Origin of the sequence: Apilactobacillus ozensis DSM 23829 = JCM 17196 (assembly GCF_001435995.1) — a bacterium.
In the GTDB taxonomy this organism is placed as follows: Bacteria; Bacillota; Bacilli; order Lactobacillales; family Lactobacillaceae; genus Apilactobacillus; species Apilactobacillus ozensis.
The window spans coordinates 121,127-133,566 of sequence record NZ_AYYQ01000035.1; the positions used below are offsets into that span (position 1 = coordinate 121,127).

General features: G+C 30.0%; 15 protein-coding genes. 12 read left to right on the forward strand and 3 right to left on the reverse strand.

Annotation, left to right across the window (positions count from 1 at the left end; translation table 11 throughout):
- The first annotated feature begins 102 nt into the window (after positions 1-102).
- The 4 genes from FD06_RS06060 to FD06_RS06075 all read left to right on the forward strand — a co-directional run bounded on the left by FD06_RS06060 (position 103) and on the right by FD06_RS06075 (position 5,540).
- Positions 103-1,821, forward strand: coding sequence for a septation ring formation regulator EzrA (locus tag FD06_RS06060; RefSeq protein WP_056966766.1), 1,719 nt, complete (start codon positions 103-105; stop codon positions 1,819-1,821).
- An 80-nt stretch (positions 1,822-1,901) separates the two neighbouring features.
- Positions 1,902-3,053 (forward strand): cysteine desulfurase family protein, encoded by a 1,152-nt coding sequence (locus FD06_RS06065; protein ID WP_056966768.1) that lies wholly within the window; start codon positions 1,902-1,904, stop codon positions 3,051-3,053.
- A gap of 25 nt (positions 3,054-3,078) precedes the next feature.
- Entirely contained in the window at positions 3,079-4,296 is a 1,218-nt protein-coding gene (gene thiI / locus FD06_RS06070) for a tRNA uracil 4-sulfurtransferase ThiI (RefSeq protein ID WP_056966770.1), read from the forward strand.
- A 116-nt stretch (positions 4,297-4,412) separates the two neighbouring features.
- Positions 4,413-5,540 (forward strand): family 20 glycosylhydrolase, encoded by a 1,128-nt coding sequence (locus FD06_RS06075; protein WP_056966772.1) that lies wholly within the window; start codon positions 4,413-4,415, stop codon positions 5,538-5,540.
- Positions 5,541-5,566: 26 nt separating this feature from the next.
- On the opposite strand, the gene FD06_RS06080 is transcribed toward FD06_RS06075, so the two are convergent.
- Complete coding sequence (locus tag FD06_RS06080) at positions 5,567-6,145, reverse strand: hypothetical protein (protein ID WP_056966774.1); 579 nt, start codon at positions 6,143-6,145, stop codon at positions 5,567-5,569.
- A 125-nt stretch (positions 6,146-6,270) separates the two neighbouring features.
- Here FD06_RS06080 and FD06_RS06085 point away from each other — a divergent pair, with 125 nt between their 5' ends.
- The 3 genes from FD06_RS06085 (at position 6,271) to FD06_RS06095 (ending at position 8,194) form a co-directional block, all read left to right on the forward strand.
- Positions 6,271-6,513 (forward strand): hypothetical protein, encoded by a 243-nt coding sequence (locus FD06_RS06085; protein WP_054656959.1) that lies wholly within the window; start codon positions 6,271-6,273, stop codon positions 6,511-6,513.
- A 69-nt stretch (positions 6,514-6,582) separates the two neighbouring features.
- Entirely contained in the window at positions 6,583-7,749 is a 1,167-nt protein-coding gene (locus FD06_RS06090; protein ID WP_056966776.1) for a hydroxymethylglutaryl-CoA synthase, read from the forward strand.
- A gap of 4 nt (positions 7,750-7,753) precedes the next feature.
- On the forward strand, positions 7,754-8,194 hold the full coding sequence (locus FD06_RS06095; protein WP_056966779.1) for a nucleoside 2-deoxyribosyltransferase: 441 nt from the start codon (positions 7,754-7,756) through the stop codon (positions 8,192-8,194).
- Here the strand turns inward: FD06_RS06095 and lexA are convergent.
- Positions 8,191-8,820, reverse strand: a complete 630-nt coding sequence (gene lexA / locus FD06_RS06100) for a transcriptional repressor LexA (RefSeq protein ID WP_082605332.1) — start codon at positions 8,818-8,820, stop codon at positions 8,191-8,193. The genes FD06_RS06095 and lexA overlap by 4 nt on opposite strands.
- 121 nt (positions 8,821-8,941) lie before the next feature.
- On the opposite strand from lexA, the gene FD06_RS06105 reads away from it, so the two are divergent.
- Positions 8,942-9,196, forward strand: coding sequence for a DUF896 domain-containing protein (locus FD06_RS06105; protein ID WP_054656958.1), 255 nt, complete (start codon positions 8,942-8,944; stop codon positions 9,194-9,196).
- A gap of 89 nt (positions 9,197-9,285) precedes the next feature.
- On the forward strand, positions 9,286-9,504 hold the full coding sequence (locus FD06_RS06110) for a YneF family protein (RefSeq protein ID WP_054656956.1): 219 nt from the start codon (positions 9,286-9,288) through the stop codon (positions 9,502-9,504).
- Between the two features lie 89 nt (positions 9,505-9,593).
- Here FD06_RS06110 and FD06_RS06115 read toward each other — a convergent pair whose 3' ends face one another.
- On the reverse strand, positions 9,594-10,220 hold the full coding sequence (locus FD06_RS06115) for a lysophospholipid acyltransferase family protein (protein ID WP_056966937.1): 627 nt from the start codon (positions 10,218-10,220) through the stop codon (positions 9,594-9,596).
- 85 nt (positions 10,221-10,305) lie between these two features.
- Here FD06_RS06115 and FD06_RS06120 point away from each other — a divergent pair, with 85 nt between their 5' ends.
- The 3 genes from FD06_RS06120 to FD06_RS06130 all read left to right on the forward strand — a co-directional run bounded on the left by FD06_RS06120 (position 10,306) and on the right by FD06_RS06130 (position 12,397).
- A complete protein-coding gene (locus tag FD06_RS06120) occupies positions 10,306-11,052 on the forward strand; it encodes a tRNA1(Val) (adenine(37)-N6)-methyltransferase (protein WP_054656954.1) in 747 nt (248 codons plus the stop codon).
- Entirely contained in the window at positions 11,042-11,317 is a 276-nt protein-coding gene (locus FD06_RS06125) for a GIY-YIG nuclease family protein (protein ID WP_056966781.1), read from the forward strand. Before FD06_RS06120 ends, FD06_RS06125 begins: the two co-directional genes overlap by 11 nt.
- A 78-nt stretch (positions 11,318-11,395) precedes the next feature.
- A complete protein-coding gene (locus tag FD06_RS06130) occupies positions 11,396-12,397 on the forward strand; it encodes a D-2-hydroxyacid dehydrogenase (RefSeq protein WP_056966782.1) in 1,002 nt (333 codons plus the stop codon).
- Positions 12,398-12,440: the final 43 nt, after the last annotated feature.

Below are 12,440 nucleotides of genomic sequence, written 5' to 3' on the forward strand. Positions count from 1 at the left end.
TGATATAATGTTATTTAACGATTCTATTATTTGCTACAATAAAAATCAATTAATACATACTTTTTATTTTAAGATTAAAATTACGAGGAGACGGATAACACAATGTCTAACCACATATTAACTTTAGCTTTAATAATTATTATAATAATTCTCATTATTTTGGGGCTCATTTTCTATACTGCTAGATATAGCCTACAAAAGAATATAAAAAGAACCGAAGAAAAGTTAAATAGTGTTATTAATAATTCTCTTGAAAATGACTTTAAAAATATAAAAAAATTGAAATTAAACGGAGAATCACTAAAGCAGTTTAAAGATTACTCTAAGAAATATAACGTAATTTTTGATGTAGAGATTAATAGCATAAAAGACGCACTTTCTAAGGCTAAAAAGTTTGCACATAATTACAAAATTATATCTGCCAATAATTTACAAAAGCGAAACTTATCGCAAATTGAGTCGATAAATAAACGCTTACAGGTGTTAAAAATAGAACTTTCTGATTTTGAAAAGTTAAATGAAAAGCACACTAAAAATATTAGAGAGTTCAATAAAGAATTTAAGCAATACAATAAAAAAATTCTTAATGAAAATTATTTATATGGTGATAGTGCAGCAAAAATTGAAGATAATCTTGGAAAATTAGAAAAAGAGATTAATCAGTTTACTAAGTTGGTGCATAGTGGTGATCACAGCTCAGCGGAAAAAATGTTAGGCACAGTAGATAATCATTTTAAACAAATTAAGCATTTAATGGAAAATATTCCTAATTTATACAAGAGTCTTAATAAAACATTTCCTAGTCAGCTTAGTGAGATAAAAGCTGGTCATAAAAAAATGATTGAAGAATCTTATCGTTTTTCAGATGATAATTTTGAAGTCTTAATTTCTAAACTTGAGGCTAAAGTAAGTGAATCACTAAGACTTTTGAAGGATTTAGAGATTGGAAAAGTGGTTTCTTATAATAATGCTATTTCAGACCATATTGATTATATGTACGAAGAGATGGAAAAAGAAATTTTAGCTAAAAAGAAAGTTATTAAAAACATGAAGATAGTTCATGATTTTATTTTTCATGCTCAAAAACAAAATAACGCTTTAATGGCAGAGCTAGAGAGATTAAGCAAAAATTATACTCTTGAACACGATGAAATTAAAAATGCTAAAAGCTTCGCAAATGCTATTAATGAGATATACAGCATTTATAAAACTGATTATCAATTATTTAAGTCTGGCGAAGCAGTTTATTCTGAAATATTGTCTAATCAACAAGAAGCTAAAACCAACTTAAGTAAAATTGAAAAAGAACAAAGAGATATTAATGATTCTGTTGCTGATTTAAATGATGAAGAGATTAAGGCGCGCGAGTCAGTTCAACAGTTTGAATTAAACTTATTAAATATGCAGAGGGAAATCGATAGGCTAAATTTACCTGGAGTAAGTAAAGATTATTTAGAAAAATATGACGCTCTTTACAAACGAGTTAAAGACTTGTCCAGAGATATTAATCAAGATAAAATCAGTATGGACTTTATTAATAAGAAGCTTTCTTTGGTTAGTGAGGATATGCAGGAATTATTGCACATAACGCAGTCAATTGTTGACAATGCAGCTTTATCTGAACGTCTAATGCAATACTCTAATCACTATAAAAATGATAATGAGAACGTTTCGTTGGCTTGTGAAAAAGCTAAAAATTATTTTGATAATACTTACGAATATGATAAAAGTTTAGAAACTATTGCGACAGCTTTAGAAAAAGTTGAACCAGGTTTACTAAAGCGAGTACAATCTGAATATAACAGAGAAAAAAATAACTAAATTATTTAGTTATTTTTTCTTTGCTTTTATTTGCCTAGATATATATAATAGTTCTATTAATTGGGAGACTAGTGAATTAAATGATTTATTTTGATAATAGTGCAACTACAAAAGTTAACTCTGAATCTTTAGATACTTATGTAAAAGTTTCAGAAAGTATTTGGGGTAACCCATCAAGTTTACATGATTTTGGTGAAAAATCTTTTCAGCTTTTACAACAATCAAGAAAACAAATTGCTAATTTATTAAACGTGAGAACTAACGAAATATATTTTACTAGCGGTGGCACGGAAGGTGATAACTGGGTAATTAAAGGGACTGCCTTAGCTAAGCAACAATATGGCAAGCACATTATTACGACATCTATTGAACATCCAGCTGTTATCAATACTTGCAAGCAATTAGAAAAACAAGGATACGATGTTACTTATTTGCCAGTTGACAAAAGCGGTAGGATATCATTATCAGCTCTTAAGTCTGCAATCCGTAAAGATACTATTTTAGTATCTATTATGTTAGTAAATAATGAAATTGGATCAATCCAACCAATCGTCGAAGCTGCTGAAGTTTTAAAAAATTTTCCAAGTATTCATTTTCATGTCGATGCAGTTCAGGGAATCGGAAAAGGGTTGAATTATATTCTAAAAAATAATAGAATTGATTTCTTGACTTTTTCAGGTCACAAGTTTCATGCTCCACGTGGAATTGGTTTCATATATAAAAAATTTGGTCGTCACATTGAATCGTTGATGGATGGCGGAGGACAAGAAAGTAATTTGCGTAGTGGAACTGAAAACTTACCCGCAATTGCATCGATGGCTAAATCGCTAAGATTACTAATGGAAGATGAATCTTCGAGCGTTAATAATCAAATATCTATTAAGAAAATAATATATAATCATTTAGATAAATTTGAAAATGTGACTATTTTTTCTAAATTAGATGAAAAAGAGTTTGCTCCACATATACTCTGCTTTGCAATTTCTGGAGTTAGGGGTGAAACCATTGTACATGCTTTTGAAGATAATGGTATTTATATTTCTACCACTAGTGCTTGTTCGTCAAAGAAAAAAGAAACTTCAGGAACACTAAATGCGATGGAGGTTCCACAATCTTTGTCTGATAGTGCAGTTAGGGTTTCATTAGACGAAAACAATACGATTGAAGAGGCACGACAATTTAACCAAGTTTTTGATGTTTTATATGCAAAATTCAGTAAAATAAATGGTTAACTTTATAAAAAGAAAGGATAACTTCATGAAGTACTCTGAAATAATGGTTCGTTACGGTGAATTATCTACTAAAGGTAAAAACCGAAAAGACTTTATTCAACAGCTAGGAAATAATGTAAGACATGCTTTAAAAGATTTTAGTAGTCTGCATATTTTAGCTCAACATGATCGATTACACGTTAAGCTAAATGGTGAAGATTCTGATAAAGTAATTGAGCGTCTGAAGGGCGTTTTTGGTATTGAAAATTTTTCGCCAGCTATAAGGATTGAAAAAGATATAGATAAGGCAAAAGAATTTGCTGTATCTATGATTCAAGAACAATTTAAGCCAGGAATGACTTTCAAGATTAAAACTAGACGTCAGGATAAAAATTTCCCATTGCACACTAGAGAAATAAATGATGCTTTGGGTGGTTATGTATTAAATAATGTGAATGGTATTAAAGTTAAAATGAAGAATCCAGACATAGTTTTAGAAGCTGATGTCAGAATGAATGGAATCTTTTTATCTAGCTCCACAATTGAAGGTGCTGGAGGCTTACCAGTAGGAACTGGCGGTAAGGCTACTATGATGCTATCTGGTGGAATAGATTCACCAGTAGCTGCTTACTTGGGAATGAAAAGAGGAGTTAAAATTGATATGATTCATTTTTACAGTCCGCCATATACTAGTCCTCAAGCTTTAGCTAAAACTAAAGAGTTAACTGCTAAAATTGCTAGATTTTCTGGTAATGTTCAATTTATCGAAGTTCCATTTACTGAGATTCAAGAAGAAATAAAAGCTAAAGTTCCGGAAGGTTATTTAATGACCATCCAACGTCGAATGATGTTAAAAATAGCTGACGTAATTACCAGGCAACGTAACTGTAAGGGTATCTTTACAGGTGAGTCATTAGGGCAAGTTGCATCACAAACTTTGGAAAGTATGATGGCCATAAATGATGTGACAAATTTACCCGTTTTGAGACCTTTAGTTTCAATGGATAAGACTGAAATCATTAAAATTGCTGAAAAAATTGGTACTTATGATTTATCTATTTTACCATTTGAAGATTGTTGTACTATTTTTACACCTCCAGCGCCTAAAACCAAGCCTGATACTTCAAAAGCTAGAATGTTTGAGGGTAATATTGATGTTGACGATTTGGTAGAAAAAGCTGTTAAAAATATAAAAGTTACTAACATCGGTCCAGGTGATGAATTTTTAAATAGCCAAGAAGATGTATTTGCAGAATTACTTTAAATATAAAGTCTAAAACTTTTTATAAGTTTTAGACTTTTTTATTACATAAATATTTAATTTATTAAATTTATCGCTTATGATGATATAATTATCACTATTGAGAGAAGGATTAAAACATGAAAATTAAAATATTTATACTATTTACAATACTAGTAGTTATCTCTTTAATTAAAACATTAAGTCCAGGTTTAAATGTATACAGTGATAGATCAAATAAAATGTATGGCGTTAACTTAGATTGTGCTAGAGTTTATCATTCTCCAGATTACATAAAAAAATACATTAACGATATTCATGATCATGGTGGCAATTATATATTATTGCATTTAAATGATAACGAACGATTTGGTGTTGAGAGCAGTACTTTAGGACAAACTGTTGATAATGCAAAAATAGTTGGTAATACTTATTATAACCGCGATACTAACTTAGCTTTTTTATCTAAAAATCAGTTGCTAGATATCATAGATTATGGTTATACACATAAGGTTGAAGTAATTCCTGAAATTGACGTTCCAGGACACGCTCAATCCATTTTTAAATTATTGTCCTATACAGATAATGGCAAACAAATTGTTGATAAAATAAAGAATCCAGATGGATATAATGAAATGTATTATCAAAAAAATGAAACAATTGATTTTTGTAAAACATTACTCAATGAATATGTAGATATGCTGCCTAAAAATTCATACTTTTCAATTGGTGGTGATGAAATATCAGTTGATAATCAAAAAAATGAAAATGATGTAGTTAACTATATTAATAAAATGGATGATTATATAAATAGTCATGGCTTAAACATGATGATGTGGAATGATAGTTTTCATAAGTCAGTTATTAATAAATATAATAAAAATATTTTAATTAATTATTGGAGCTTGAGCGGTGAAGTAAGTGATAAAGATGAATATAATAAAAATGTCCATTTACGAGCTACCATGCCCGAACTAAATCGTGCTGGTTTTAAAACCATAAATTGCAATAACTATTACACATACATTATTTTAGATAAAAGTTCATTTACAAAAAGTTCTTTTAATACCTGGAAAAATGAATTAAAAGCTTGGAATCCATCTATTTGGAATGATGAACATAACAAGGATATTGATAAAAGTAAGAACAATATTGGTGCTTCAATTTCTGCTTGGGGCGAAACCAATGGACAATACAATGACGTTAAAACTTATAATGCTTTTTCGCCATTTGTTAGAATTTTTCTTGATAAATTTAAAAACAGGTAACCCATATTCACATGAGTTACCTGTTTTTACTTATTTTTTAAGTTTTCTTTTATTTTATCAGACACATTAAATTTTATATGTCCGTTTTGAGCTAAGAAAAATATCTTATTTTGTTCATTGTTATAAGTTATAGCAATGTTTGCGTATTGTTTACCATAATTACCACTAATCCATTTCGTAGCTTTTAATAGTTTATGGGCCATTTTATCCCATGTGTCAGTTGTTCCATGATTTAATTGATTAATTAGATCACTATTTTTAGGCAAATTAATTATTAGATATTCAGATTTATTAAAACTAATTTTATAATCACCATATATTTTTTTATTTAATAATATTTTATTGTTGATATGGTTAGTTAATTCATTATGCCTTTGTTTTTGTGAAACTCCTGAAAATACATTATTATTAACTGTATTAGGTGCTTTAATTTTTTGCTCTTGAGCAATTCGGTTGTTGTTTCTTTGTTTTTCAACCTTTTTATAAACGTAAGATGATAAAACAAATATGCATATTAAAACAACGTATATCCACCATTTTGTATACCAGTGGCTTTTAAATTTTTTTTCTAATTTATCTTGATTTTTTCTATCATTTTTTGGCAATCAAAGATACTCCTCTCTATACATGAAACATTATAACATTTAGTTATGTTATAATTAATTATAAAACTATGTAAAAAATATGTTATATTAATCATAGTATTACATATTTTTATAAGGAGTGTACAATGTTAACCTTAAATATAAATCCAAACTTAGGTAATCAAGAAGTACAATTGTCAGACAAGAGTACTGGACAGCTTTCTGGAGTTCGAATTTCGGGAGGATTTTTAGGTAATGCTGTAATTCAATGGACTTTCATTTCAACTGGTCATAAACACGAAGGATTCGTTTATGCTGGTGATTTACAAGAAGGTCAAGTTATTACCTCTTTAAATAATGTTGATAAATACAGAGTTCATTTTATTTAATTATTTTGCTAATATGCACACCAATGTTGGTGTGCTTTTATATTATAAAATTTATTAGGAGGAAACTTGATGAAAGTTGGAATTGATAAAATAAACTTTTTTACACCAAATATGTATATATCGATGTATGACTTAGCTAATGCTAGAAATGAGGATCCCAATAAATATTTGATTGGAATAGGTCAAAAAAATCAATCAGTTATACCAGTAACCCAAGATGCTGTAACTATGGCAGCTAATGCAGCTTATCCAATTATTTGTGACTGTAAAAACGATATTGATTTAATTATTTTTGGAACTGAATCAGGAGTTGATAACTCTAAATCTGCTGCAATTTACTTGCAAAATCTTTTAAAACTTAATTCAAATGCTCGAGCCTTTGAAATTAAACAGGCTTGTTATGGGGCTACGGCTGGAATCCAAATGGCTAAAGATTATGTAAAAGCACATCCAAATAGTAAGGCGCTTGTGGTTGGATCTGACGTTGCTAGATATGGATTAAATACTCCTGGTGAAGTTACACAGGGGGGCGGCGCTGTTGCAATGATTATCAGTGCTAACCCAAGTATTTTAGCTTTCAATGGAGATAGTTCTTTTCACTCAGAAGATATTATGGACTTTTGGCGTCCGTTAAATAAAACAGAAGCTTTGGTCGATGGTCATTATTCTAACAACATATATGTAGACTTTTTTCAAAAAACTTGGCAAAATTATAAGAAGATTAATAATGTTGGTGTTAATTCCTTTAAGGCATTCGTATTTCATTTACCATATGTAAAAATGGGCATTAAGGGGTTACGCTCAATTTTAGATGAAACAAGTATTGAATCCCAAGTTAATTTAAAAAAAGGATTTGATGCTAGCAAAATTTACAGTGAACAAGTTGGTAATTTGTATACGGGTTCATTATATTTAAGCTTATTATCATTGGTTAATAATTCAAAAGGACTTAAATCAGGAGATAAAATTGGGTTATTTAGTTATGGTTCAGGTGCACAAGGTGAATTTTTCGCTATGTCATTGCAACCCAATTTTAAAAAATTCAACAGTAATACTGAGTTGACAAATATGCTAGAAAAACGTCATAAAATTAGTATTAGTAGATATGAAACAATATTCCAACAATGGACTAACTCAATCGTTAATGATATTGAATTGGATGTATCAAATGATTTATCACGTTTTGTATTATCTGGCGTTAAGAATAATCAACGAATTTATTTAGAAAGAGGTTAGTATTATGAAAAAAATATACTTAGCTGGTCCATTTTTTGATGATGAACAGGTATCAAGAATTGAAAAATTAGAAAATATATTAACTAATAACCCAACTGTCGAAAGTTTTTTTAGTCCTAGAACTACTAATTTGCCAGGTGAAAAGCCAGGAACTCCGGAATGGGCAAATAAAATATATCATGAAGATGTCAATGAAATATTGAAAGCTGACTTAGTGTTTGCAGTAATTGATTTTACTGGTGAAAATGTTGATAGTGGAACGGCCTTTGAAATTGGATACGCGGTAGCAAATAAAAAACCGGTAGTTGTATTTCATGAAAAAACAGGCATCGTCAATCTCATGATTTCTGAAAGTATCAGTAGTTATTTAACCACTTTTGAAGATGTAGAGAAATATGATTTTGATAAAATGCCTGTTAAAAAATATAATGGTCCGGTTATTTAGTTAATGTGAGAGCGATATAATCCGACTACAATTCCTAAAATAGTTACTTTTTTTAGTATAATTGGAGCCATATCGTCATTTTCTGGTTGAAGTCGATAGTGATCACTTTCTTTAAAAAATCGTTTACAAGTTGCCTCGTTATTGTCATTCATGGCGATGACAATATCGCCATTTTCGGCGGTCGCTTGTCGTCTTATGATAACTTGATCGCCGTCAAAAATGCCAATTTTAGTCATGCTATCACCTTGAATATTTAGCATGAATAGTTGGTCACTAGACTGATAGAAATTATTAGGTAATGGGAAATAATCATTTGTATCCTGAATAGCTAAGATGGGATTTCCCGCTGCTACAGTACCTACTATTGGAATCTTATTAACGTTTTTGTTAACCCCAAGTATTTCAATTCCTTTAGGGGTGATTTCTATTGCACGTGGTTTAGCCGAATTACGTTTAATTAGTTCTTTCTTTTCTAAACGTGTTAGATGGCCATGAACAGTAGAAGTCGATGACAAAGATACAGCATCTCCAATTTCTCTGACTGTAGGCGGGTAACCTTGTTCATTGATTTTTTTCCAAATAAACATTAAAATATCAAATTGTTTAGAATTTTTAGTATTATCTATTTTCAAAACTATATCACCTCGTTATACTAATAATGTTATCAACAATGTTAGCATAGGCTGATGGGACATTCAAACTAATGTTCCCCTAAAAATATTTAATAACTAATTAAGGAGATATAAAATGGCAGAAGATAAAGTTTTAAAAGAATTAATTCCTAGAATTAATGAATTAGCTCATAAAGCAAAAACTGATGAAGGTTTAACAGTTTCGGAACAGGAAGAACAAAAAAAATTACGTAAAAAGTATGTTAAAAGATTTAAAGAAAACTTTCGTAGTCAAATTGAAATGACTAGAATTTTTAATAAAGAAGGTAAAGAAGTAACACCGGAAAAAGTTAGAGAAGTTCAACGTAAAAAGAATTTAAGGGATGATTAAGACTTTTTAACTTTACCATCTTTAAATATTGATTGATTTTGTGTAGAATTAACCATATAAGTTAGTTTAACAGAGGGGAAGTGTAAATAGTGAGCACTGGAATCTGGATTATGCTAGTAATCGTTGCATTATTAGTTGGAGTTGTGGGTGGATTTTACATTGCACGTAAATATATGGAAAAATACTTACGTGACAATCCACCAATTAATGAAGACCAATTAAGAGCAATGATGCTACAAATGGGTCAAAAACCTTCTGCTAAAAAGTTACATCAAATGATGAATAGCATGAAGGCACATGCAAAATAAAAAGAAGTGTGAACTAAAATTGAACCGCCTTACAAAAGTTGGACATTAAAACTAACTTTTGTAAGGCGGTTCAAAACTCACACTTCTTTTTATTTTTTCTTAGATACATCAACGTACTTAAAACTGGGGTTTATTTCTTTGTCTAGTTTGTCAAAAGCATCTTGCATTCTTTTTTCAATATCTTTTTGAGCCTCGTCATTTAGCTTTATCTTGCGATCTATATAGATTGGTTCACCAAAGTTTACGTAAGTTTTCTTTCTAGAAAACAATGCTTTTAATGACAGTGGTCCTTGATATACGGCAGGTACTAACGGTTTATTTGCTATCTTAGCAATTAAAGATGCTCCACCTTTTAGCTCGCTTGAATGTCTAGTTCCTGAAGGAAATATTATCAATGATAATTCACTTTTGGTTAGAGCTTTGACAGGTTCTTTAATTACTGATGGACCTGGATTTTCTCTGTCAACACTAATTACGTGGGCATGCACTAGAATGAATCGTAAAATAGGATTTTTAAATAACTCCTTTTTTGCCATGAAAGCAAATTTTTTAGGACTAGCAGCCAATGCGAAATAAAGCGGGTCAAACCAAGTTCGATGTGGTGCTACTAGTATGTAATTGCCCTCCGGAATTTTTTCTTTATTTTTAATTGACATTTTTCCATTGATTAAAAAGAAAATAACACGTGCCAATACTCTTAAAAAAGAATACATTATATTTCTCCTCTCTATTTTTCCCAATCTATATTATTATATAAATTATGTTCTATGTAAATTTTTTATTTTTAGGATGGTCTTATTTATGAATGTAAAATTAAATGAAAATGAAAGAATTGATCAGCTATATAGTAGTGATGTTAAAATAATTCAAAATCCAGAAGTGTTTTCTTTTTCATTAGATGCAGTCTTACTGGCTTATTTTACTAAAATACCATTAAAAAAGGTTAAATTGGTAGACTTATGTGCAGGAAATGGTGCTGTAGGTCTCTTTTTAGCACATAAAATTAATGGTTCAATTAATTCAATAGAATTACAAACTAAATTAGCAGATATGGCTAAACGCAGCGTATTATTAAATCATTTAGAGAATAAAATAGATGTTTTTCAAGATGATTTATTGAATAGTTTTAGACATGTACCAAAAGACTCTGTAGATATTATAACTTGTAATCCGCCGTATTTTCCTAATTTTAAAGCTAGTAAAAAGAATCCAAATAAATACTTAGCAATAGCTAGGCATGAAATAACCACCAATTTAGATGACATTATGCAAATTAGCCAAGGTTTGTTAAAAACTAACGGGAAAGCTTTTTTTGTTTATCGTCCTGATCGACTAACTGAATTAATGAATAAAATGAGTAAGTACGGAATTATTCCTAAGCAAGTGCAATTTGTATATCCTCGGGTTAATAAAAACGCTAATATTGTCTTAGTTGAAGGTATTAAGAGTGGTAAAGTTGGTGGGCTAAAGGTTTTGCCACCTATTACAGTTTATAATCAAAAAAATGAGTATAATCCTTTAGTTAGAGAAATGTTGTATGGAAAATAATAATTATTTTTTCTATGTATTAAGATGCGGTGATAATTCTTTATATGGTGGATACACTAATGATGTTCAAAAAAGACTTATTAAGCATCAAAGTGGAAAAGGTGCTAAATATACTAGATTTCATTTGCCAGTGAAACTTATATACTATGAGGGCTTTACCGATAAAAGTTCAGCATTAAGAAAAGAATATTGGTTTAAACATCAAACTAGAAGTAATAAGATTAAGTACTTATTAGGGCATGGAGTGGATTGTCGCTTACTTTAGTTGATGTAAATGTTATAATTACTATCGTTAGCAATTATTAATTACTAATATTAAATAATGTGCTGGAGGTTTTTTCACATGAAAATTATTGCTTATGGTGTAAGAGATGACGAATTACCATATTTTAAAGAATGGGAACAAGAAAATCCGGAAGTTGAAGTAACGATAGAAAAACGCTTACTTGACGACTCGACAGTTTCAGAAGCTGAAGGTTGTAATGGGGTAGTTGCATATCAACAAAAACCATATACTAAATCAGTGTTAGATAAACTAGGCCAGTTTGGTATTAAGGCATTATCATTAAGAAATGTTGGAGTAGATAATGTTGATTCTAATGCTGTTAAAGCCAATGAAATCAAGGTTACTAATGTTCCTGCTTATTCTCCTCAAGCAATTGCTGAATTTACCGTAACTGAACTAATGAGATTATTAAGAAGAACTAAAAAATTTGATCAAAAACAAGCCGCTGGCGATTTAACTTGGGCCCCTGACCAAGCAGATGAATTAAATAAAATGACGGTAGGAGTCTTTGCTACTGGTCGTATTGGACGCGCAGCAATTAATATTTATCGAGGGTTTGGTGCTAAAGTTATTGCATATGACATTTATCATAATCCAGAACTTGAAAAAGAAGGTATTTATGTAGATACTCCTGACGAGTTATATGCACAATCAGATGTATTATCCATTCATGCACCTGCAGTTAAAGAAAATGAACACATGTTAAATGATGATGCCTTTGCCAAAATGAAAGACGGCGTTTGGATTTTAAACCCAGCCCGTGGAACTTTAATAGATACCGATGCGCTAATTAGAGCTTTAGATAGTGGTAAAGTTGCTGGAGCTGCTTTAGATGTTTATGAAGATGAAGTTGGTATTTTTAATAAAGATTTTGGTAGCTTTGATAAAATACCAGATGAAAGACTGAAGAATCTAATGCAACGTGAGAATGTATTAGTTACTCCACATATTGCCTTTTATACTAAAACGGCCGTACAAAACATGGTTAAATTTTCAATGAGTGCAAATAAAGATTTGATTGAAAAAGGAACTTCCGATAAATTAGTAGAATTTAAATAACTTTTAGTTGATTGTTACTTAAATTTTAGTTATAATACTTATC

What these genes read in the sequence shown, in the direction of transcription:
- FD06_RS06060 (WP_056966766.1), top strand. Translation starts at nt 103, where the DNA reads ATGTCTAACCACATATTAACTTTAGCTTTAATAATTATTATAATAATT.
- FD06_RS06065 (WP_056966768.1), top strand. Translation starts at nt 1,902, where the DNA reads ATGATTTATTTTGATAATAGTGCAACTACAAAAGTTAACTCTGAATCT.
- thiI (WP_056966770.1), top strand. Translation starts at nt 3,079, where the DNA reads ATGAAGTACTCTGAAATAATGGTTCGTTACGGTGAATTATCTACTAAA.
- FD06_RS06075 (WP_056966772.1), top strand. Translation starts at nt 4,413, where the DNA reads ATGAAAATTAAAATATTTATACTATTTACAATACTAGTAGTTATCTCT.
- FD06_RS06085 (WP_054656959.1), top strand. Translation starts at nt 6,271, where the DNA reads ATGTTAACCTTAAATATAAATCCAAACTTAGGTAATCAAGAAGTACAA.
- FD06_RS06090 (WP_056966776.1), top strand. Translation starts at nt 6,583, where the DNA reads ATGAAAGTTGGAATTGATAAAATAAACTTTTTTACACCAAATATGTAT.
- FD06_RS06095 (WP_056966779.1), top strand. Translation starts at nt 7,754, where the DNA reads ATGAAAAAAATATACTTAGCTGGTCCATTTTTTGATGATGAACAGGTA.
- FD06_RS06105 (WP_054656958.1), top strand. Translation starts at nt 8,942, where the DNA reads ATGGCAGAAGATAAAGTTTTAAAAGAATTAATTCCTAGAATTAATGAA.
- FD06_RS06120 (WP_054656954.1), top strand. Translation starts at nt 10,306, where the DNA reads ATGAATGTAAAATTAAATGAAAATGAAAGAATTGATCAGCTATATAGT.
- FD06_RS06125 (WP_056966781.1), top strand. Translation starts at nt 11,042, where the DNA reads ATGGAAAATAATAATTATTTTTTCTATGTATTAAGATGCGGTGATAAT.
- FD06_RS06130 (WP_056966782.1), top strand. Translation starts at nt 11,396, where the DNA reads ATGAAAATTATTGCTTATGGTGTAAGAGATGACGAATTACCATATTTT.